Genomic DNA, 22149 nt, shown 5'->3' with positions numbered 1-22149 from the left:
ATTTCGACACCCTCCGCAAAGTCGCTACCGGATGATCGACACCGGGTTGAAGATGTCGGCCAGGATCAGCACTGCGCCCATCACGACGAGCGCGATCACGACGACGAACGTCACCGGCACGAGCTTCGTCGCGTCGACCGGCTTCGGCGCGGGCAGCTTGAACAGCTTCGCCCACGCGCGCTTGAGACCGTCCCACAGGGCAACGACGACGTGCCCGCCGTCGAGCGGCAGGAGCGGGATGAGGTTGAAGACGAACAGCGCGATGTTGAGCGAGGCGAGCAGGCCCAGGATCGCCGAGACGCGGTTGACGATCGGCGCATCGACCGCGGCGACCTCGCCCGCGATGATGCCCGCGCCGACGACGCTGAGCGGCCCGTTCGGGTCGCGCTCCTGGCCCGTCACGAGGTCGACGGCGGTCTGATAGACCTTGACCGGGAGCTGCCAGATGATCGAGGCGACCTGGCCCACGTTCTCGACCGCGGTCTGCGCTCCGGTCCAGATGGGCTGTCTGACGTACTCGACCTTCGGACTGATGCCGACGAAGCCGACCTCGGTCGTCGCGCTCTCGTCCGACGGGCTCGTCGCCTGGATCGTGGCGGGGGTGACGGTGATCGTCTGCTCCGCGCCGTCGCGCTCGACGACGATGGGGATCGACTGCCCGGGCGACTTCCGGATGATGGCGGATGCCTCGGCGAACGTCGAGACCGGAGTGCCGTCGACGGACACGATGACGTCGCCCGGCTGGATGCCCGCGGCTTCGGCCGGCGCCGGCGGGTCACCGGCCGTGCACTCGGCCGAGACGGCGGCCGGCACGCAATCCGACAGGCTCGCGACGGTCGTCGTCGCCGTCTGCACGCCGATGCCGCTGAAGACGATGGTGAACAGGACGACGGCGAGGAGCAGGTTCATGACCGGCCCGCCGAGCATCACGACGACGCGCTTCCACACCGGGAGCTTGTAGAAGACGCGGTCGTCGTCCCGACCGTGGAGCGTCTCGTCGTTCGCCGTGCGGGCGTCCTGCACCATCGTGGCGAAGAAGCCGCCGCCGGCGCGTCCCGGCTTGCCCGCCGCCTCGCTCGGCGAGGGCGGGTACATGCCCGCCATCGAGATGTAGCCGCCGAGGGGGATCGCCTTGAAGCCGTACTCGGTCTCGCCCTTGCGGCGCGACCAGAGGGTCGGACCGAAACCGATCATGTACTGACCGACGCGCACGCCGAAGCGCTTGGCGGGCAGCAGGTGCCCCAGTTCATGAAGCGCGATCGACACGGCGAGCCCGACGACGAGCACGACGACGCCGATGACGAAGGCGATGGCGGTCACACGGCAACGGTACTCGCGCAAGCCTTTGAGTTCGCCGTCAAGCTGCACCCAGCCGGGAGGGCGGGTTGCCGAGGCGGGTGAGAGGATGAATCCACCATGCCGACCTCCGCCGCCCCTGCATCGCGCCGGGCGGCTCGGCAGGTCCGCGCGCTGCGCGGCGCCGCTGCGGCATCCGTCGCCACCATCGTCGCCGCGACGGCGCACACCCTCGCGGGCGGCGGCGCGCCTCCCCCGCTGCTCGTGCTCGCTGTCGCGCTGCTCGCGTCACCCATCGCCGTGCTGCTCGCGGGACGTCGCCTCGCGCTGTGGCGTCTCGCGCTGACGGTTGTCGCGAGCCAGGTGCTCTTCCACGCCTCGTTCGCGGTCGCCTCCGGCGCGACGGGCACGACGATCGCCCACGCGCATCACGCCGACCTCCTGCAGCTGACCCCCGCGGCGGTCGCGACGTGGCCGCCCGACCCCCTCATGCTCCTCGGCCACGCCGTCGCGGCGGCCGTGACGGTCGCCGCGCTCTACCGGGGGGAGCGGATGCTGCGCGCCCTCGCGCGCGGCATCCTGCGACTCGTCCGCCTGCGCCTCGAAGCCCCGCGCCCGTGGCTCCCGCGCTCGCTCGCGCCGGCGCGGGTCATCGTCGCGGCGGCGCGCACGGCGTCCTTCTCATCGGAGATCTCGCGGAGGGGCCCGCCCGCGCGGGCCTTCGCGGCGGCCTGAGCCGCCGCATCCCGACACCCTCCGGCGGCTCCGCCGCCGCTCCTTCTCGCGCCGCGATCGGCGGACGCCGTCGCGCGCACCGATGCAGAAAGACGCATTCGCATGACCACTTCCCGCACCCCCCGCCGCCACACCCCTCGCCGCCGCACCGTCCTCACCCTCGCCGGAGTCGCCGCGGGCGCCGCGCTCGCCCTCGCGGCACCGCTCGCGGCATCCGCCCACGTCCACGTCGACCCCGCCACCGCGCCCGCCGGTGCGAACGAGACGCTCACGTTCTCGTTCGCACACGGGTGCGACGGCTCGCCGACGACGGCGCTCGTCATCGACATCCCCGACGGAGTAGCGACGACGGCTCCCGTCGTCGAGGGCGGATGGACGATCCAGCGCGACCTCGGCGCCGACGACCAGCCCACGCGCGTCACCTTCACGAGCGACCAGCCGATCGAGTCCGGCCTGCAGGCCTCCGTGAGCCTCGTCGTGGCCTTCTCCGAGGAGGCCCCGAACACGACCGCCGTCTTCCCGATCACGCAGGAATGCGTCGACGGCTCCACCGCGTGGACGCAGGTCGCGGCCGCCGGGGAGGATCCCGAATCGCTCGACTCACCCGCGCCGACGGTAGCCGTGGGCGACGCCGTCGCGACCGAGGATGACGGCGATCCCGTCGCGGCGGCCGACGCAGCCGCCGCCTCGGACGCGTCGAGCGCCGCATCCTCCGGGGCAGCAGACTCCGTCGCACGGCTCCTGGCCGGCGGCGCACTGGCCGTCGCCGTCGCGACGCTCGTCGTCGTGCTCGCGCGCGGGCGCCGGAAGGCCTGACCCACTCCCCCTGCGTTCGTCTCCGTCGGATGACCCGGATGGCGCCACCCGGCGCGCATCCGACGGAGACGAACGGGAGGGAGGCCGTCCACATCGGGGAGGCGGAGCGGCCCCTCGATGAGAGGATGGAAGCGCCATGCCGACTGACGCTCCCTCGAATCTGCCTCCCGTCCTCCGCCCCGAGAATCCGCCCGCCCGGCCGCTCGCCGACCTCGCCGACCGGTTCGCGAGCGAGGTGCGCGGTGACGTCGCGGGGGTCGAGGTGAGCGGCATCACCCTCGCGACCGCCGATCTGCGCCCCGGCGAGGCGTTCGTGGCGATCCGCGGCGTCAACCGCCACGGTGCCGAGTTCGCGGCGACGGCGGCCGAGAAGGGCGCCGTCGCGATCGTGACGGATGCCGCGGGAGCCGACATCGCCGAGGCATCCGGGCTCCCCGTGCTCGTGGTGGACGACCCGCGCGCGCTCCTCGGCGACCTGTCGGCGTGGGTGTACGGCACCGGCCCCGACGACGACCTGCCGCTCCTGTTCGGCACGACCGGCACCAACGGCAAGACGAGCGTGTCGCACCTGCTCGAGGGCATCCTCGGCCAGCTCGGCGTCGTGACGGGACTCTCGTCGACGGCGGAGCGGCACATCGCGGGCGAGGTCATCGTCTCGCGGCTCACGACGCCCGAGGCATCCGAGTTCCACGCGCTCCTCGCACTCATGCGCGAGCGGGGCGTCCAGGCCGTCGCCGTCGAGGTGAGCGCGCAGGCGCTCAGCCGGCATCGCGTCGACGGGCTGCTCTTCGACGTCGCCGGCTTCACCAACCTCAGCCACGACCACCTCGACGACTACGCCGACATGCGCGAGTACTTCGAGGCGAAGCTCCCCCTCTTCCGGGCCGACCGGTCGCGTCGCGCCGTCATCTCCCTCGACTCCACTCCCGGCCTCGAGGTCGTCGAGCGAGCGGAGGTGCCGTACGTCACGGTCGGCACGCCCGCGATCGCGGCCGATCCGGAGGCCGCGGCCGCCGCCGACTGGACCGTGGAGATCCTCGACGAGCGCCCGGCCGGAACGCGCTTCCGCCTCGAGGCAAAGGACGGCCGCTCGCTCACGACGGTCGTCCCCGTCATCGGCCGGCACATGGCCGCCAACGCGGGACTCGCGATTGTCATGATCCTCGAGGGCGGCTACGAGTGGAGCGCCCTCGTCGACGCCCTCGACGGCGGGCGCATCGAGGCGTACCTGCCCGGACGCACGCAGCTCGTCTCGGGCGACCGCGGCCCCGCCGTCTACGTCGACTTCGGCCATTCCCCCGATGCGTTCGAGAAGACGCTCGCCGCGGTGCGCCGCGTCACCCCCGGCAAGGTGCTCATGCTCTTCGGCGCCGACGGCGACCGCGACGCGACGAAGCGCCACGACATGGGCCGCACGGCCGTCGAGGGCAGCGACATCCTCGTCATCACCGACCACCACCCGCGCTTCGAAGACCCCGACTCCATCCGCGCGACGCTGATCGAGGGCGCGCGGATCGCCCGGCCCGACGCCGAGATCCTCGAGTTCTCACCGCCCGAGCGGGCCATCATCGAGGCCGTGCGACTCGTCGGCGACGGCGACGCGATCCTCTGGGCCGGCCCCGGGCATCAGGACTACCGCGACGTGCGGGGCGTCCGCACGCCCTACTCGGCCCGCGAGCTCGCGCGCCGCGCCCTCGCCGCCGAGGGCTGGCCCGTGCCCGAGCCGCACTGGCCCGTGCCGTACCCGGAGGACGAGACACCGCTCTCCGACCCGACGCGCCCGCTCTTCTGAGCGCGGCCGCGGGTGCGGCCGGCCCTCAGGTGCGGCCCGCCCGCCCTCCCGCGCGCCCGTCCGGGAGGAGATGGCAACTCGGGAGGATGCCGGGCGCCGGCGCGATCCTCCGCCGCCGCCATCTCCTCCTGAAGCGCCAGGTCAGCGGCGCGCGGCGATGGCGCGGTCCGCGGCATCCCTCGCCCACGACTCCGCCGCGGCGAGCGACTCGCGCGTGAGCTGAGCGGGGGCTTCGTGCGCGTCGACGACACGCTCGATGGTCTCGACGATGCCCGGGAACGACAGGGCGCCCTCGTGGAACGCGTCGACGGCCTGCTCGTTCGCCGCGTTGAAGACGGCGGGGTACGTGCCGCCGGCACGGCCGACATGCTTCGCGAGCCGCACGGACGGGAAAGCGTGCTCGTCGAGGGGCTCGAAGGTCCACGACGATGCGGTCGACCAGTCGAGCGGGCGGCCGACGCCCGCGACCCTGCGGGGCCAGTCGAGGCCGAGCGAGATGGGCAGGCGCATGTCGGGCGGCGAGGCCTGCGCGATCGTCGATCCGTCGGTGAACTCGACCATCGAGTGCACGATCGACTGCGGATGCACCACGACGTCGATGCGGTCGAACGACACGTCGAAGAGGAGGTGCGCCTCGATGACCTCGAGGCCCTTGTTGACGAGCGTCGCGGAGTTGGTGGTGACGACGCGGCCCATGTCCCATGTCGGGTGGGCGAGGGCTTCGATCGGGGTCACCTCCGCGAGCGACTCGCGGCTGCGTCCCCGGAAGGGGCCGCCGGATGCCGTGAGGACGAGCCGTCGCACCTCTTCGGGCGCGCCCGCCCGCAGCGCCTGCGCGATGGCGGAGTGCTCGGAGTCGACCGGCACGATCTGCCCGGGCTTCGCCCGCTCGGTGACGAGGTGACCGCCCACGATGAGCGACTCCTTGTTGGCGAGCGCCAGCGTCCGCCCGCACTCCAGCGCCGCGAGCGTCGGACCGAGCCCGACCGATCCCGTGATGCCGTTGAGGACGACGTCGGTCTCGACGTCCCGCACCAGCTGCTCGGCCGCGACGGCGCCGATCGCCGTGTCGTCGACGTCGAACTCGTCTGCCTGCGCCGCCAGGAGCTCGCGGTTCGAGCCCGCGGCGAGGCCCACGACCTCGAATCGCCCGGGATTGGCCCGGATGACGTCGAGCGCCTGGGTGCCGATCGATCCGGTGGAGCCGAGGATGAGGACGCGCCGCACCCCGACAGACTACCCGCGGGCATGCGAAGAGCCCGCCACCGAGCGGTGACGGGCTCTGACGCGAGACGGCGCTACTGCGCCGCGGGCTTCGAGGCCGCGAGGATGTCGACGACGAACACGAGGGTCTGCCCCGCGAGCTGGCTCGTGTTGGACTCGCTCTTCTCGCCGTAGGCGACGGAGGGCGGGAGCACCGCGATGACCTGCGAGCCGACGGTCTCACCGGTCACGGCGTCGGAGAAGCCCTGCACGACGCCGCTGCCGACGGTGAAGGTGAACGGCTGCTTGCCCCACGACTCGTCGAAGACGTCGCCGGTGTCCCACGAGACGCCGTGGTACTGCACGAGCACCGAGTCGCCGGCCTCGACGACGGCGCCGTCGCCCTTCTTGAGCGTCGACTTCTTGAACTCGGTGGGGATGTCGCCCTTGGGCAGCGTCACCGTGGGCGAGCCGTCCTTGTCGAGCTCGACGGTGGGCATGCCGTCGACGGGCGCCTGCGGCTCCCCCCACGCGGCGTCGGGGACGGTGCCCTTGACGTCGATGATGTAGACCTGGGCCGACGTGCCCTGGTCCTCGGCGGCGGGGAAGGTCACGGCGTAGCGCGAACCGGGCTTGGCGCAGCCGACGACCTGGCCGAGCGCCGAGTCCGGGGAGATCTGCTGCGGCAGGAGGTCGTTGTTGTAGCCCTGCGCGCCGAGCTTCTCGCCGCTCGTCGCGTCGAAGGCGGAGAGCGCGAACTGCACGATGTCGCCCGCCTGGAGCTTGTCACCGGAGCCCTCGTCGAGCTGCGTCGACTGGAGCTCGGTCACCTCGAGAGGCGCCGTGAACGTCGCGGTCGACTCGGTGCCGGCCTTTCCGTCCACCGTGACCGCGTCGGAGGCGGCGCCCGGAGCGACCTTGGCGCTGCAGAGGTCGGCGGATGCGCTCGCGGAGGGCGAGGCCTCCGGGGCTGCCGGAGAACCCGAGCAGCCGGCGAGGATCAGCGCCGACAGGGCAGCGGCAGAAAGGAGAGCGAGACGTCGAGTGCGCACAGAAGAGACCTCTGAATAGGGAAGGGGACAGTCCATCTTGCCCTGACTTTCCTAAGTCTGCGCTGGGAACTGCCATGCCACCGGGGGAATAGGTCCCCGAGTACCCTCTTACGGTGACATCTGCGAAGACCCCCGATCTCTCCTCGGTCCCCGAGGACGCCTCCCCCGGAGGCATCGGGTTCACCTACGCCGTCGGGCGCATGGTCCTCGCCCCGCTCGGTCGTCTCATCTACCGTCCCCACGTCGAGGGCAGGGCCAATGTCCCGAAGTCGGGCGCGGTCATCTTCGCGAGCAACCACCTCTCCTTCCTCGACTCGATCGCGATCCCGGTCGCCTCGCCGCGTCCCGTGCACTTCCTCGCGAAGGAGAGCTACTTCGACGGCAAGGGCTTCTCGGGCTGGCTGTCGCGCGAGTTCTTCACGGCGATCGGCGCGATCCCCGTCAAGCGCGGCGCCGGCCAGGCGGCGCTCGACGCCCTCGACCAGCAGCGTCAGCTCCTCGATGAGGGCCGCGCCGTCGCGCTGTACCCCGAGGGCACGCGCTCGCTCGACGGGCGCCTGTACAAGGGCCGGACCGGCGTCGCCTTCCTCGCTCTGCAGACCGGGGCGCCCGTCGTGCCGGTGGGGCTCACCGGCACCGACCGCGTCATGCCCGTCGGCGCCAAGATGCCGTCCCTGTCGGAGAAGGTCGGGGTGCGCTTCGGCGAGCCCCTCGACCTCTCGCACCATGGCACCGCCGACTCGGGCAAGGCCCGTCGCCTCGCGACCGACGAGATCATGGCCGCGATCCACGCGCTCTCCGGGCAGGAGCTCGCGAACGCCTACAACGAGGCGCCGGCGCACGGGATCGACCGCATCAAGCAGGTGCTCCCGCACGAGCGCCGCTGAGCTCCCGTCAGCGCGCCGCGACCTCGATCGTGGGCTCGTGCAGGACGGGGAAGTTCACGGAATTGGCGATGAAGCACCAGGCGTGAGCCTGCTCGTGGGCGGCGGTCGCGGCATCCCTCATCGACTCGTGGGCGATCGTCACGTGCGGCCTGAGCACGACCTGCGTCATGCGGCCGCCGCCGCGCCCGTCCTCGACGAGCAGGCCGGATGCGTCGTCCCGATAGCCGACCACGACGACCCCCGCCTCGACGCAGGCGTGCAGGTACGACAGCAGGTGGCACTGGCTGAGCGCAGCGACGAGCATGTCCTCGGGATTCCACCGGGCGGGGTCGCCCCGGAAGGGCTTGTCGCTGGACGCGTGGAGCACGGGCTTGCCGGGGATCTCGATCGTCGTGGAGCGGTCGTACTCGCGGTAGCCGCTCGTTCCCGAGCCGCGGTTGCCGGTCCAGGTCGTGTGCAGACGGTACCGGTGCTCGCCGAACATGCGGACAGTCTGTCACGGGATGCCTCCCCTCCCCGACGGTAGGCTGGCTGGGTGCCGCAGACCTTCGCCGCAGCTGACGCCGTCGAGCTTGCCGTCGTCGAACGCAGCGGCTTCGTCGAGTCCCGCCACTCCGGTTCCGCCCTCGTCCTGTCCCCCGACGGGCTCGTGATCGAGCAGCTCGGCGACGTGTCGGCGCCGATCCTCCCCCGCTCGAGCCTCAAGCCGCTGCAGGCGCTCGCGTGCCTGACGGCGGGCGCTCCCCTCGAGAACGAGATGCTCGGACTCGCGACGGCGAGCCACAGCGGAACCGATCGGCACGTCTCGGTCGTGCGCGACATCCTGCAGGCCGCGGGCCTCGGCGAAGAGGACCTGGGCTGCCCCGCGGCCTGGCCTCTCGACCAGGCGACGCGCGACGAGATGGTGCGCGAGCACTACGAGCCGGCCCGCATCCGCATGAACTGCTCCGGCAAGCACGCCGCGATGCTCCTGACCTGCACGGCGAACGGCTGGGATCCCCGCGGCTACCTCGACCCCGAGCATCCCCTGCAGGTCCACATCCGCGACGTCGTGGAGCGCCTCATCGGCGAGAAGGCGCGCGCCACGGCGGTGGATGGATGCGGCGCCCCCGTGTACGCCATGAGTCTGGGCGGCCTCGCGAAGGCGATCCACCGCGTCGGCACGGCGTCGCAGACGTCGCCGTTCGCGCTCCACCGCCAGGCCGGGACGCTCGTCCGAGCGGTCCGCGAGCACCCCTGGACCATCGACGGCCCGGGCCGCCCCGACACCGTCGCGATCGAGCGTCTGGGAGTCTTCGCGAAGACGGGCGCGGAGGGCGTCGTCGTGGTCGTCGCGCCGAACGGCACGACCGTCGCACTCAAGATGCTCGACGGAAGCGGTCGCGCCGCGATGGCCGTCGCGCTCCGGCTGCTCGAGCGCTCCGGCGCTCTCACGTCGGCCGCTGTCGCCGACACCATGACGAGACTTCCGCTGTCGGTGTCCGGCGGCGGCCGCGATGTCGGGGCGATCCGCCCCGTCGTCTAGCACCGCTCCCACAAGGAGCCGAAAGGAGCGATCGATGAGGATCTGCGTACCCACCGAAATCAAGAACAACGAGTATCGCGTCGCGCTGACCCCCGCGGGCGTCCACGATCTCGTCGCCTCGGGGCACGAGGTGTTCGTGCAGCGGGGGGCGGGCCTGGGGTCGTCGATGCCGGATTCGGAATACGAGGCTGCCGGGGCGACGCTCCTCGACGACGCGGCCGACGTGTGGGCCCGTGCCGAGCTCCTCCTCAAGGTCAAGGAGCCGATCGCGAGCGAGTACGGCTACTTCCGCGACGACCTCGTGCTCTTCACCTACCTCCACCTCGCCGCCGACCGGCCGCTCACGGAGCGCCTCGTCGCCGACGGCGTCACCGCGATCGCCTACGAGACGGTGCAGCTGGCAGGCGGTGGACTGCCGCTCCTCGCCCCCATGAGCGAGGTCGCGGGGCGGCTCGCGCCGACCGTCGGCGCCGCGACCCTCCTGCGCTCGGCCGGGGGTCTGGGCCTTCTGATGTCGGGGGTCCCCGGCACGCGCTCCGCGCGGGTCACCGTGATCGGCGGCGGGGTCGCGGGCGCCAACGCCGCGGTCATCGCCGTGGGCCTGGGCGCCGACGTCACGGTCTTCGACACCAACGTCCAGCGGCTGCGCTACCTCGACGACCACTTCCAGGGTCGCGTCAAGACCGCGGCATCCAACCCTCTCGACCTCGACCGGGCGGTCACCGACTCGGATCTCGTGATCGGGTCGGTGCTCATTCCCGGCGCCAAGGCGCCCAAGCTCGTGACGAACGACATGGTGCGGCGCATGCGCCCGGGCAGCGTGCTCGTCGACATCGCGGTCGACCAGGGCGGATGCTTCGAGGACACCCACCCCACGACGCACGCCGACCCGACGTTCCCCGTGCACGGGAGCATCTTCTACTGCGTCGCGAACATGCCCGGCGCGGTGCCGAACACCTCCACGTCGGCACTCACGAACGCGACGCTCCCCTACATCCGCCAGATCGTCCGCTCGGGCTGGAAGGACGCGCTGCGCGCCGATGCCGCGCTCGCGGCGGGGCTCAACACGGTGGGCGGCACGATCGTCAATCCGGGCGTCGCCACGGCGCACGGGCTCGAGCTCGCGCCGCTGGCCGACGCCCTGTCCTGACGCTCCCCTCGCACGAACGACGCGGCCCCCGCTCCATCGGAGCGGGGGCCGCGGCCTGTGAGACGTGTCAGACGAGTCCGCCGTCGATGGATCGGCTGAACTCGGCGGGGTCCTCGGGCACGAGCACGGGCGTCTCCTCGTTGAGGCTCTCACCGCGGAAGAACGGCTTCGCCCGCGGGAAGAAGTACCAGAGGAACATCAGGAGCACGCCGACGAGGAGCGCTCCGATACCCAGGACGAAGGCGCCCCCGACGCCGAAGAGCACGGTGTAGCCGTAGTCCGGATCCCACATGTCGATCGCGGACTGCACGAATGCGTATGTCAGCATGAGCCCGCCCAGCAGCGGGAAGAGGAACCGGTAGAAGAAGTTCCGTGCCGACGTGAACAGGGTGCGCCGGTAGTACCAGATGCAGGCGAAGCCGGTGATGGCGTAGTAGAACGCGATCGCGAGGCCGAGCGAGAGGATCGAGTCCTGCAGGATGTTGTCGCTGATGAGCGACATGCCGACGTAGTAGATGATCGCCACGACGCCCATCACGAGCGTCGAGAACGACGGCGTCTTGTATTCGGGGTGCACGTCGGCGAACCGCTTGGGGAGCGCCTTGTAGGCCGCCATCGCGAGCGTCCCGCGAGCCGTGGGGAGGATCGTCGTCTGCGTCGACGAGATCGCCGAGATCATGACGGCGACGACGAGCACCCAGCCGACCGGGCCGAGCAGGCCGTCCTTGATCGCGAGGAAGAAGTCGTCGGCGTTCGCCTCGTTGCCGAGGCCCGTGCCCTCCGAGCCGAGACCCGCGTACATCATCGCCGCCACCGTCACGGTCACGTAGGTGACGAGCAGGATGACCGTCGTCAGCAGCGCCGCGCGACCCGGGATCCGCTTGGGATCCTTCGTCTCCTCGTTGAGCGCGAGACACGTGTCCCACCCCCAGTAGATGAAGAGCGCGAGGAGGATCGCCTCGATGAAGGCGCTCCAGTCGGTGAAGGCGAACGGGTTGAACCACGACCACTGGAACGGGGTCGGGTCAGGCGCCGTGCCGGCGAAGAACTGCCACAGCGCGGCGATCACGAAGATCGCGAGGGCGAGGTACTGGATGCCGAGCAGGATGTTCTGGATGCGCTCGCCGATCTCGACCCCGCGCCAGCTGACCCACGTCATCGCGGCGATGAAGACGACACCGGTCAGCGTGACGAGGAAGTAGTTCTCGGAGAGCGAGCCGTCGCCGAACAGCGACCAGAAGTAGATCGCGGCGATCTGGGCGAGGTTCGCGAGCACGACCATGCCTGCGACCGCCACGCCCCAGCCGCCCATCCAGCCGATCCACGGTCCGAACGCCTTCGTCCCCCACGTGAAGGTCGTGCCGCAGTCGGGCACTTCGTTGTTGAGCTCCCGGTACGCGAAGGCGATGAAGAGCATCGGGATGAAGGCGATGACGAAGGCGATGGGCGCCTGCCCACCGACCGCGAGCACGACGAAGCCGAGGGTGGCGACGAGCGAATAGACGGGAGCCGTCGAGGCGAGACCGATGACGGTCGAGCCCCAGAGGCCGAGTGCGCCCGCTTTGAGTCCCTTGCCGTCGGGCCGGTCCAGGTTTATCGGGGTTGTTGACACATGGTGAAACGTACGGGTCGGCCTCGTGAACGGTCAAGGGCGAGCGGCCACGGCGGTGCGAGGTGTCGCGGGAGCGGCACTCCCCCGGACGATCCGTCGCGACCGTCATGTCACACGGCTGCCTGCGGCAGCGCGATCCGCTCGGCGGGGAGGGCATCGCGGCACAGCCACGCACGGCCGCGGCCCGCCGCGCAGTACGGCGGCAGCACGCGATCTGCACTGAGCGCGCGGAAGTCGGCCGCGACCGACGTGTCGATGACGAGGGAATGGCCCGCTCGGACGGCGGTCAGCGTCTGCCACTGGCGCTGCCAGTCCTCCGCGTCGCCCACCAGCACGAGGCGCTCGGCCCCGCCGCCGTCGAGGTCGCTCACGTCGCCGACGCGCGCGATGCGCACGCCGTCCGCCTCCCAGGCGGCGAGCGCCGCCCTGGCGGCGGGAGACCTGCGGGCGACGAAGCCCGTGACGGCGTCCACCGGAGACCACGGGACGACGACGCGTTCCGGCGCGACGGGAAGCGCCGGCCCGACCGCGACCTGCACGGCGCGCCCGCCGAGGCGTCCGCGACCGGGCGGCTGGTCGGGCGCGAAGTGAGCCGCGTCCCCGCCCAGGGCGAGATACTCCGAGCGGGTGGACGCGCCGAGCAGCAGGCGCCGCGGCAGCAGCTCGGCGATCCGCCCCGCGGCACCCGTCAGCCGCTGGGCCGACGCGACGACCAGCACGCCGTGGTCGCCCGCTGTCCGCACGAGGCGCTCCACCCGCTCGTGCAGCTCGGCGGCGTACTCGTGCGGATACCGCGACGCGAGCGCGTCGAGGTCGTCGAGGACGACGAGCGTGCCTCGGCCCGGCGGCTCGTCCGAGAGGCGGGCGACGGCGTCCCAGGCCTCCTCCGGGTCTGCCGGCACGACGATCCGCGCGTCGTGCTGCGCGGCGAGCGTGCGCAGCGCCGTCGATCTGCCGGTGCCGGCCGCCCCGACGACGAGGAGGCCGCGGTCGCCCTCGGTCACCGTGACGGGCACCTGCCGCTGCCTGTCCGGCTCGTCGGCGAGCCCGAGCACGAGTTCGCCGAACCCGGCGGGCGGGAGGTCGGCGAGGTCGATCCGGGTCGGAAGGTCGGGCAGCCAGGGCCGCCGTGGCCGGTGTCCGTCGGACACGGCGATGACCTTCGCGACGTCACCGGGCGAGGACAGAGCCACGCGCACTCGCCGCGCGGCGGCATCCCCCGCGCGGCGGACGAGCGCGATGCCGCGACCCGCCTCGCCGCCGGGGAGCGCCGCCGCCTCGTCGGAGCCGATGACGGCGCGGCTGTCGGCGGCGTCCGCGACGCGCAGGCTGACCCGGAGCGGGCAGTTGGCGAGGAGCGCCTCCCGCACGACGCCCGAGACGCGCTGTGTGCCGAGGACGAGGTGCACGCCGAGAGCGCGGCCCCGCGCGGCGATGTCGGTGAACACGGCGTGCAGCTCGGGGTGGTCGCCGAGCAGCGCGGCGAACTCGTCGACCACGACGACGAGCCGGGGCAGCTCTACGCGCGGATCGAGGATGTCACGCGCGCCGACGCCGGCGAGCTCGCCCTCACGCCACCGGACCTCGGCCCGCAGGCTCTCGAGGGCCCGACGCGCGCCCGCGCCGTCGAGGTCGGTGATGACGCCGGTCACGTGCGGCAGCTCGGCGAGCGCGTCGAAGGCCGTGCCGCCCTTGAAGTCGGCGAGGAGGAAGCTCACCTCGCGCGGCGAGCGCGTCGCGCACAGCGACAGCACCCAGGTGATGAGGAGCTCGCTCTTGCCCGTGCCCGTCATGCCGGCCACGACCGCGTGCGGGCCGTCGGCGACGAGGTCCACGACGGTCGGCGCGCCGTGCTCGACTCCGATGACGGCAGCAAGTCCCGTGGAGGGCGCGCCGGGAAGCAGGTCCGCGAGAGCGACGGACGGCGCCGCGGACGTCGTCCCGAGGGTGCTCGCCGCCCGTTCCTCCAGCTGCTCCGCGATGAGCATCGCCTGCGCGACGGAGACGCCTTCGACGGCGACGTCGCACGTCTCGCCGCCGGCATCGAGCCGCCCGCGCCTCGGCGAGGCGACCGTCAGGACGGCCGAGCACCTCGGGGGTGGCGGAGCGGCGGGGTCCGCCCGCACGATCGCGACCTCGGCTTCGGGCGGAACCGCCTCGCCGACCGCGACGACGGCGAGCGCCGTCCCCGTTGCCGCGCGCCGGTGCGGGAGCCGCTCGGCCCACGCGTCATCGGGGTGCAGCGGCCCCACGATGCGCAGCTCGCCCGGCGGTGCCGTGAGACACGCCTGCAGGACGAGGGCGCGCGACACGGCGCCCGCGAGCGCGGGGCCCGCCACGACGGCGACGCCTCCCGTGGCGGGCACCGCGACCGGGGCATCGGGAACCGTCCTCGCGCGACGGCGGAGGGCGATACTTCGCTCGTCTGCTCCCCCGCCCGTGATCTGCAGTCCGCTCGGAACGGGCCCGGAGCCGACGACGAGCACCTCGGCCCGACCCGGGCTCGGCCGCCAGACTTCGGCATCCTGCCCGAGGAACCCCCGGACATCGGGGTGTCTCGCCCGCCGCCGGTCGCGCTCCCGCTCGTGGCGCGCGTCGATCGCCGCAGCGACGCGGTCGAGCGCGGCCTCCGTCTCCGCCGACGCCTTGCGGCGGTCGCGGCGTCCCGCGCGCACGCCGTCGAGCAGCGTCGCGCCCGCGATGAGAGGGCCGAGCAGCGCGAGCCACAGGGAGAGCATCGACCCCGTCACGAGCCACAGGACGACCGCTCCCGCGAGAGGGACGATCATGGCGAGGATCGGCACGGGGGCGCGGCTGGGCGGCGTGCGCTCCGGGGGAAGGGCGAGCGGCTCCTCGAGCACATCGGCGAAGGCGAGGGGCTCCCCCACGACGGAAGCGGGAGCGGAAGACGGGGCGGGCAGCGGCATCCCGTCAGTCAAACGGCCCCGGCCGCGGCGACAACCCGGAGGACCGCCGACTGTGGAGAGCGGGGGTCAGCGCGGCTCTGTGGAGGAGACGGCGACGTCGAGCACGATGATCGTGATGTTGTCGCGGCCGCCGTTCTCGAGCGCGGCGTCGAGCATCGACGACACGGCGTCGGCCGGGTCGGCGTTCTCGTCGAGGAAGTGCTGGATGCCGTAGTCGGTCAGCTCTTTCGTCAGCCCGTCGGAGCAGATGACGAACCGGTCGCCATCGGCGACATCGAGGCGCACGTAGTCGGGGGTGACGCTGTCGCTCGGGCCCACGGCACGCGTGATGACGTTGCCGTAGGGATGGTTCTCGGCCTCCTCGGGGCTCAACCGCCCCGCGGCGATGAGCTCCTGGACGACGGAGTGGTCGGTCGTCACCTGCGCGAGGGAGCCGTCCCGGAGGAGGTACACCCGCGAATCGCCGATGTTGAGGGTGACCCAGTGCGGAGGCTTCTCGGACACGTCGAGGTACACGCCCGTCAGGGTCGTGCCGGTGCCGTCGTCGGTCGCATCGGGGTGCGACGCGATGTCCTTGACGGCGCGCGCGAGCCCCTTCTCGATCGCCTTCGGCGTGACGGATCCGCCGTCGACGACTCCCTGGAGCCGCTCGACCGTCGACGAGCTCGCGATCTCGCCGCCGAGGTGACCGCCCATGCCGTCGGCGACGATGTACAGCGGGAACGCCGTCAGCAGGGCGTCCTGATTGACCTCGCGACGACGACCCGTGTGGGTCGCACCCGCCCACGTGAGCTCGATCGTGCCGTCCGAGGCACCCCCGAGGTGCACGGAGCGATGCTGGGTGGATACTTCGGACACGCCGCTATCCTCCCATGAGCCGGACGCGGACCGACCGGCCCGCGGATGTGCTCACATACTAGTGGAACCGGTCTCGCCCACCTCGACGCCCTCGTCGGCGATGAGCTCGCCGACGGTGGGGATCGGAGGCGCGCCCACGAGCACCGGCGCCTGTGCCTCGTCGTCGTCGATGGCAGCCTCGAACTGCGCGTTGTAGAGACGCCAGTACGCGCCGCGGGCACGCAGCAGCTCATCGTGCGAGCCCTGCTCCACGATCGACCCGTTCTCCATCACGAGGATGAGGTCGGCATCCCGGATCGTCGACAGCCGGTGCGCGATGACGAACGCCGTCCGATCCGCGCGCAGGCGCGACATCGCCCGCTGGATGAGGAGCTCGGTGCGGGTGTCGACGGACGACGTCGCCTCGTCGAGGATCAGGATGCGGGGATCGGCGAGGAACGCGCGCGCGATCGTCACGAGCTGACGCTCGCCGACGCTCAGGTTGGTGGCCTCGTCGTCGAGCATCGTCTCGTAGCCCTCGGGGAGCGCGTGCACGAACCGGTCCACGTACGCGGCCTTCGCTGCGGCGACGATCTCCTCGTCCGAGGCGTCCGGCCGCCCGTATGCGATGTTCTCGCGGATCGTCCCTGCGAACAGCCACGTGTCCTGCAGCACCATGCCCGTGCGGGCCCGGAGGTCGTCGCGCGACATCGTGCGGGTGTCGACCCCGTCGAGCGTGATCCGGCCGGCATCCACGTCGTAGAACCGCATGATGAGGTTCACGAGCGTCGTCTTGCCCGCCCCCGTCGGGCCGACGATCGCGACAGTGCTGCCCGGGTGCGCCTCGAGCGCGAGGCCGTCGATGAGCGGCTTGTCGGCGGCGTAGCGGAACGACACGTCCTCGAACGCGAGGTGGCTCGCCGACTCCGGCGCCGTGTCGGCGGGATCCGGGTCGAGCGACTCCTCGTCCTCGTCGAGCAGCTCGAACACGCGCTCGGCGCTCGCGACGCCCGACTGCAGCAGGTTGGCCATGGAGCCCAGCTGGCTGAGCGGCTGCGTGAACTGCCGCGAATACTGGATGAAGGCCTGCACGTCGCCGATCGACATGAGGCCGGCGGCGACCTGGAGGCCGCCGACGACGGCGATCGCGACGTAGACGAGGTTCCCGATGAACATCATGGCGGGCATGATGATGCCGGAGATGAACTGGGCGCCGAAGCTCGCCTTGTAGACCTCTTCGTTCTCGTCGCGGAACGACGCCTCGACCTCCTTCTGGTGGCCGAAGACCTTGACGATGGAGTGGCCCGAGAAGGTCTCCTCGACGCGTGCGTTGAGCTTGCCGGTCGCCGCCCACTGCGCGACGAAGAGCTTCTGCGAGCGCTTGGCGACGAGCACCGTCACGACGAGCGTCAGCGGGATCGTCACGAGGGCGATGACGGCCAGCAGCGGCGAGATCAGGAACATCATGATCAGCACGCCGATGACGGTCAGCAGCGAGATCACGACCTGCGAGAGGGTCTGCTGCATCGTCTGGCCGATGTTGTCGACGTCGTTCGTCACGCGGCTGAGGAGCTCGCCGCGCTGCACCTTGTCGAAGTAGGACAGCGGCAGGCGGTGCACCTTCGCCTCGACCTGGAGGCGCAGCCGGTTCATCGCGCGCTGCACCACGCCGTTCAGGATGCGGGCCTGCAGCCACGAGAAGATGCTCGCGAAGATGTAGACGAGGAGCACGGCCATGACGATCATGGCGAGCTCCTGGAAGTCGATGCCGGCGCCGGGGACGAAGGTCATCGTCGAGAGCATGTCGGCCTGCTGCTGATCGCCCTGCGCGATGAGCCCGTCGATCACCTGCTGCTGCGTCATGCCCGCAGGCGTCTGCAGCGACACGAAGCCCGCGAAGACGACATTGGTCGCGTTGCCGAGGAGCTTCGGGCCGATCACCGAGAGGGTGACGCTCAGGATGCCGAGCACGAGCACGACGATGAGCTGCGGCATGTCGCTGCGCAGCGTGCCGAGGAGGCGCTTCGCGCTCGGGCCGAAGTTCTGCGCCTTCTCGCCGGGGGCGACCTGGCCGAACGGTCCGCGGCCCGCGGGCATGCGGCGCGGCGGTGTCTGGGTCGGCGTCGACTCGGTGGAGCCGCCGCCGCGATTCGTCTGCGAGCCGCTCATGCCGCCGCCTCCGCCGCGAGCTGCGAATCGACGATCTCGCGGTAGGTCTCGTTCGACTCGACGAGCTCGTCGTGGGTTCCGACGCCGACCATGCGCCCGTGGTCGAGCACGATGATCTGGTCGGCGTGCTGGATCGTCGAGACGCGCTGCGCGACGACGATGCGGGTCGCCTCCGGCAGGTGGGTGTCGAGGGCACGCCGGAGCTCGGCATCCGTCCGCAGGTCGAGCGCCGAGAACGAGTCGTCGAAGATGTAGATGCCCGGGCGCTTGGTCAGTGCCCGCGCGATCGCGAGGCGCTGCCGCTGGCCGCCCGAGACGTTCGTGCCGCCTTGAGCAATCGGTGCGGCCAGTCCCTCGGGCATCGCCTCGACGAAGTCCTTCGCCTGCGCGAGCTCGAGCGCACGCCACAGCTCGTCGTCGGTCGCCTCCTCGTCGCCGTAGCGGAGGTTGGAGGCGATCGTGCCCGAGAAGAGGAAGGCGCGCTGCGGAATGAGGCCGATGCGCTTCCACAGCAGGTCGGGGTCGTAGTCCCGCACGTCGACGCCGTCGACGCGCACGACTCCGGCCGTGACGTCGAAGAGCCGCGGCACGAGGCCGACGAGCGTCGTCTTGCCGGCGCCCGTCGAGCCGATGATGGCCGTCGTCGTGCCGGGTTCGACGGTGAAGGTGAGGTCGTGGAGCACGGCGTCGTCGGCGCCCGGGTAGGCGAAGTCGACGTGGTCGAACTGGACCCGTCCGATCTCCGCGGGCGGCGCGTGCGGGTCGACCGGCAGCGCGACCGACGGCTCCGTGTCGAGCACCTCGCCGATGCGGTTCGCGCAGACGGCGGCGCGCGGGATCATGACGAACATGAAGGTGGCCATCATGACGCCCATGAGGATCTGCATGAGGTAGCTGAGGAACGCGATGAGGGTGCCGATCTGCACGCCGTTGTCCTGCACCTGGAACGCGCCGAACCAGATGACCGCGACGCTCGAGACGTTCATGACGAGCATGACGGCGGGGAACATGATGGCCATGAGGTTTCCGGCCTTGAGGCCGCTCGCCATGACGTCCTCGCTCGCCGTCGCGAAGCGCGCACGCTCCTCGCGCTCGCGGACGAAGGCGCGGATGACCCGGATGCCGGTGAGCTGCTCCCGCATGATCTGGTTGACGCGGTCGATCTTCTTCTGCATCTGCGTGAAGGCGGGCACCATGCGCCACACGATCAGCCCGACGATGATGAGGAGGATCGGGATGGCCACGGCCATGAGCCACGACAGGCCCGCATCCTGGCGGACCGCCATGATGACGCCGCCGATCGCCAGCATCGGCGCCGACACCATGAGGGTCGCCGAGACCTGCACGAGCATCTGCACCTGCTGCACGTCGTTGGTGTTGCGGGTGATGAGCGACGGCGCGCCGAACTGGCCGACCTCGCGCTGCGAGAACGCGACGACGCGGTGGAAGAGGTCGCCGCGCAGCTCGCGGCCCATGCCCATCGCGAGGCGCGAGCCGAAGTAGACGGCGACGATCGCGCACACGACCTGCACGAGGCTCACGAGCAGCATGACGCCGCCCGTCCGCCAGATGTAGTCGATGTCACCCGTGACGACGCCGTTGTCGATGATGTCGGCGTTGAGCGTCGGCAGCATGAGCGACGCGATCGATTGCGCCAGTTGGAACACGATGACGGCGATGATGAGCAGCCAGGCGGGGCTCAGGTATCGCGCGAGGAGCTTGCCGAGCACGGGGGTCCTTTCGAACACGGCGAAGTCCGCCCCCAAGGCGGCGTCGCACGTCGAACGACGCTACGCCTGTCGCCCGCCGGGATTCAAACGCGTCGCGTGCGCTGACAGCGAAACAGGCGATGGATGCCGCGAGCCGGCGCCGCTCGCCGCGTGCGGGCCGCTACATGTCGGCGGCGGGCGCGGGCGGGAAGAACCCGTCGATCGCGGCGAGGTCGTCCGCGCCGGGCGTCCAGGCGGTCGCGGCGGCGGCGTTCGCGCGCACCTGCTCGGGGCTCGTCGCACCCGCGATGACGCTCGAGACGACGGGCTTGGCGAGGAACCAGGCCATCGTCGCCTCGAGCATCGTGATCCCGCGCTCGTCGCAGAACGCCTGGTAGGCCTCGAGGGCATCCCACGGCGCGTTCTCGTAGAGGTGGGGTCGCTGCCGCATGATCCGCGAGTCGGCGGGCGCGGCATTCCTCGTGAACTTGCCCGTGAGCAGCCCGTTCTGCAGGGGGAAGAACGGGAAGAAGCCCAGTCCGTAGCGCTCGACGGCGCGGAGGATGTTCCGCTCGGCCCCGCGCGCGAGCAGGCTGTACTGGTTCTGCGACGAGACGAACGGCACGGCGTGCCGCTCGCGCGCGACGAAGTGCGCCTCGGCGATCTGCCAGCCCGACAGGTTCGAGTGTCCGATGTAGCGCACCTTGCCCTCCCGCACGAGGTCGCCGAGCACGTCGAGGGTCTCCTCGATGGGCGTCTCGGGATCGGGGGTGTGCAGCTGGTAGAGGTCGATCCAGTCCGTCCGCAGTCGAGTGAGGGATGCCTCGACCGCCCGGCGCACGTGGGTGCGGGATGCCTTCGACCCGCCCAGCACGGCGGGTGCGAAGTCGGCGTGACCGAACTTCGTCGCGAGCACGAAGCGGTCGCGGCGCCCGGTGAGGGCGGCGCCCATGAGGCTCTCCGAGAGCCCGGGCTCCTTGCCGTAGATGTCGGCCGTGTCGAGGAACGTCACCCCCGCGTCGAGGGCGGCGTCCAGTACCTCGCGCGTGCCCTCGAGGCTCTCGGTGCGGGTGCCGCTGCGCCCGAAGTTGTTGCAGCCGAGGCCGATCGCCGAGACGAGGAGGCCCGACGCGCCGACGCGCCGCAGGGGGACGGATTCCGTGGTCATGACTCCACGCTAGCCGCGTGCCCGTCCGACCCGGCGCCCGGGGCGCGAACGCGTGAACCCCCGTCCGGGAGGACGGGGGTTCACGGGATGGATGCTAGGCCTTCGGCGCCGCGGGCGCTTCCGGCTCGTCGGGTCCGAACGACACCGAGGGCTCGGACGCTGCGCCGGGCTCCGACGTCACGGGGGGCTCCGGCGCCACCGGGGGCGCGGGCTCCGGCGTGACCGGCGGGGCCGGCTCGACGGGAGGCTCGGGGAGGACGGGCGGCTCGGGCGAGACCGGGGTCTCGGGCGCCGACGGCGGCTCGGGCGCTGCCGGGGCGCCGGGGGCCGCGGGCGGCTCAGGGGCGGCAGGGGGCTCGGGTGCCGATGCGGCGGCGGCCGCCGGCGCGGCCGTGTAGCCCGCGGACGCCTCAGGGGCGGCGGGCGGAGGCGAGTAGCCCGCGGGCGGCTCGGCGGCGGGAGGCTCGGACGCGACGGGCGGGGCGGCGTAGCCGGCCGGCGGCTGCGTGTAGCCCGCCGGCGGCTGGGTGTACCCGGCCGGCGGCTGCGTGTAGCCCGCGGGCGGCTCGGCGTATCCCGCGGGCGGGGCTGCGTAGCCGGCGGGCGGGGGGTACGCGCCGGGCGCGGCGTAGCCGGCCTGCCCCGCGTATCCGACGGCCGGCGTCTGGGCGGGGATCCCCGACCAGTTCGTGCGGTCGCCGAAGAAGCCGTTGTTGGCCCAGGGAGCCGCGGGCACGGCGGTGTTCCAGCGCGAGCGGTCGAAGCCGAGTATGCCGAGCCACACGATCCAGAGGAAGAAGGCGAGGATCAGCCACACCGCCTCCTTCTGCAGCTTCAGACCCACGCGCCACGCCGCGAGCAGCAGCACGACGGCGGGCAGCAGGCTGACGATCCAGCCGATGAGCGGGATCCAGGCGAGCACCGCCGCGGCACCCCAGGCGATGAGGATGAGCCACGGGTTCAGGTCGCCGAGCTTGGTGAAGACCATCGTGTTGTACACGGGGATCCACGCGCGCCAGCGCCCCTGCACGCCCGCCTTGTCGAAGATCTTCATGAGGAACCACGAACTGAGGATGTAGAACGCGATGCCGAAGACGAAGAAGACGGGGACCAGCAGGAGGTAGAACGCGATCAAGCCCCCAGAGCCATAATCGTTGTAGTCCATGGAACGAGCTCCTAGAGAGTCGAAGACGGACGCATCGCCTTCGCGTCCAGGAGGCCCTCGGCCTCGCCGAGTCACATCGTAGCGATGCCGATGCACGCGTGTCAGT

Annotated in this window: 17 protein-coding genes; 6 read left to right on the top strand and 11 right to left on the bottom strand. The window is 71.6% G+C overall.

Annotated elements, in window-relative coordinates; all coding sequences use genetic code 11:
- Positions 1 to 24: 24 nt before the first annotated feature.
- Complete coding sequence (locus AAIB33_RS02730) at positions 25 to 1320, bottom strand: M50 family metallopeptidase (protein WP_345802037.1); 1296 nt, start codon at positions 1318 to 1320, stop codon at positions 25 to 27.
- 96 nt (positions 1321 to 1416) lie between these two features.
- On the opposite strand from AAIB33_RS02730, the gene AAIB33_RS02725 reads away from it, so the two are divergent.
- The 3 genes from AAIB33_RS02725 (at position 1417) to AAIB33_RS02715 (ending at position 4639) form a co-directional block, all read left to right on the top strand.
- The gene (locus tag AAIB33_RS02725) at positions 1417 to 2031 is read left to right on the top strand and encodes a hypothetical protein (RefSeq protein ID WP_345802036.1); all 615 of its coding nucleotides are present in this window, start codon (positions 1417 to 1419) and stop codon (positions 2029 to 2031) included.
- Between the two features lie 102 nt (positions 2032 to 2133).
- Positions 2134 to 2847, top strand: a complete 714-nt coding sequence (locus AAIB33_RS02720; protein WP_345802035.1) for a DUF1775 domain-containing protein — start codon at positions 2134 to 2136, stop codon at positions 2845 to 2847.
- A 136-nt stretch (positions 2848 to 2983) separates the two neighbouring features.
- Positions 2984 to 4639: a UDP-N-acetylmuramoyl-L-alanyl-D-glutamate--2,6-diaminopimelate ligase gene (locus AAIB33_RS02715; protein WP_345802034.1), complete on the top strand. Its 1656-nt coding sequence runs from the start codon at positions 2984 to 2986 to the stop codon at positions 4637 to 4639.
- Positions 4640 to 4780: 141 nt separating this feature from the next.
- Here the strand turns inward: AAIB33_RS02715 and dxr are convergent, their stop codons facing one another.
- Entirely contained in the window at positions 4781 to 5866 is a 1086-nt protein-coding gene (dxr, locus tag AAIB33_RS02710) for a 1-deoxy-D-xylulose-5-phosphate reductoisomerase (protein ID WP_345802033.1), read from the bottom strand.
- Between the two features lie 71 nt (positions 5867 to 5937).
- A complete protein-coding gene (locus AAIB33_RS02705; RefSeq protein WP_345802032.1) occupies positions 5938 to 6894 on the bottom strand; it encodes an FKBP-type peptidyl-prolyl cis-trans isomerase in 957 nt (318 codons plus the stop codon).
- Between the two features lie 200 nt (positions 6895 to 7094).
- Here AAIB33_RS02705 and AAIB33_RS02700 point away from each other — a divergent pair, with 200 nt between their 5' ends.
- On the top strand, positions 7095 to 7781 hold the full coding sequence (locus tag AAIB33_RS02700) for a lysophospholipid acyltransferase family protein (RefSeq protein WP_345803494.1): 687 nt from the start codon (positions 7095 to 7097) through the stop codon (positions 7779 to 7781).
- A 7-nt stretch (positions 7782 to 7788) separates the two neighbouring features.
- On the opposite strand, the gene AAIB33_RS02695 is transcribed toward AAIB33_RS02700, so the two are convergent.
- Positions 7789 to 8265 (bottom strand): OsmC family protein, encoded by a 477-nt coding sequence (locus AAIB33_RS02695; protein ID WP_345802031.1) that lies wholly within the window; start codon positions 8263 to 8265, stop codon positions 7789 to 7791.
- A 51-nt stretch (positions 8266 to 8316) separates the two neighbouring features.
- Between AAIB33_RS02695 and AAIB33_RS02690 the strand changes: the two genes are divergently transcribed.
- Positions 8317 to 9306, top strand: coding sequence for an asparaginase (locus AAIB33_RS02690; protein WP_345802030.1), 990 nt, complete (start codon positions 8317 to 8319; stop codon positions 9304 to 9306).
- 34 nt (positions 9307 to 9340) lie between these two features.
- On the top strand, positions 9341 to 10456 hold the full coding sequence (gene ald, locus AAIB33_RS02685) for an alanine dehydrogenase (protein WP_345802029.1): 1116 nt from the start codon (positions 9341 to 9343) through the stop codon (positions 10454 to 10456).
- 67 nt (positions 10457 to 10523) lie between these two features.
- Here ald and AAIB33_RS02680 read toward each other — a convergent pair whose 3' ends face one another.
- The 7 genes from AAIB33_RS02680 to AAIB33_RS02650 all read right to left on the bottom strand — a co-directional run bounded on the left by AAIB33_RS02680 (position 10524) and on the right by AAIB33_RS02650 (position 22043).
- Positions 10524 to 12068 (bottom strand): APC family permease, encoded by a 1545-nt coding sequence (locus tag AAIB33_RS02680; RefSeq protein ID WP_345802028.1) that lies wholly within the window; start codon positions 12066 to 12068, stop codon positions 10524 to 10526.
- Between the two features lie 110 nt (positions 12069 to 12178).
- On the bottom strand, positions 12179 to 14995 hold the full coding sequence (locus AAIB33_RS02675) for an FtsK/SpoIIIE domain-containing protein (protein ID WP_345802027.1): 2817 nt from the start codon (positions 14993 to 14995) through the stop codon (positions 12179 to 12181).
- Between the two features lie 66 nt (positions 14996 to 15061).
- Positions 15062 to 15853, bottom strand: a complete 792-nt coding sequence (locus tag AAIB33_RS02670; protein ID WP_345802026.1) for a protein phosphatase 2C domain-containing protein — start codon at positions 15851 to 15853, stop codon at positions 15062 to 15064.
- 51 nt (positions 15854 to 15904) lie between these two features.
- Positions 15905 to 17929 carry an ABC transporter ATP-binding protein gene (locus AAIB33_RS02665; protein WP_345803493.1) on the bottom strand — a complete coding sequence of 675 codons (2025 nt, stop codon included), beginning with the start codon at positions 17927 to 17929 and terminating at the stop codon, positions 15905 to 15907.
- Positions 17930 to 17997: 68 nt separating this feature from the next.
- Positions 17998 to 19731 carry an ABC transporter ATP-binding protein gene (locus tag AAIB33_RS02660; RefSeq protein WP_345803492.1) on the bottom strand — a complete coding sequence of 578 codons (1734 nt, stop codon included), beginning with the start codon at positions 19729 to 19731 and terminating at the stop codon, positions 17998 to 18000.
- Between the two features lie 160 nt (positions 19732 to 19891).
- Positions 19892 to 20878: an aldo/keto reductase gene (locus AAIB33_RS02655; RefSeq protein WP_345802025.1), complete on the bottom strand. Its 987-nt coding sequence runs from the start codon at positions 20876 to 20878 to the stop codon at positions 19892 to 19894.
- Between the two features lie 94 nt (positions 20879 to 20972).
- Positions 20973 to 22043 carry a hypothetical protein gene (locus AAIB33_RS02650; RefSeq protein ID WP_345802024.1) on the bottom strand — a complete coding sequence of 357 codons (1071 nt, stop codon included), beginning with the start codon at positions 22041 to 22043 and terminating at the stop codon, positions 20973 to 20975.
- Positions 22044 to 22149 lie beyond the last annotated feature (106 nt).

The sequence above is a fragment of the Microbacterium sp. AZCO genome, assembly GCF_039614715.1.
In the GTDB taxonomy this organism is placed as follows: Bacteria; Actinomycetota; Actinomycetes; order Actinomycetales; family Microbacteriaceae; genus Microbacterium.
Note: the sequence above shows the minus strand (reverse complement) of the source record. Positions and strands in the feature narration are given on the sequence as shown.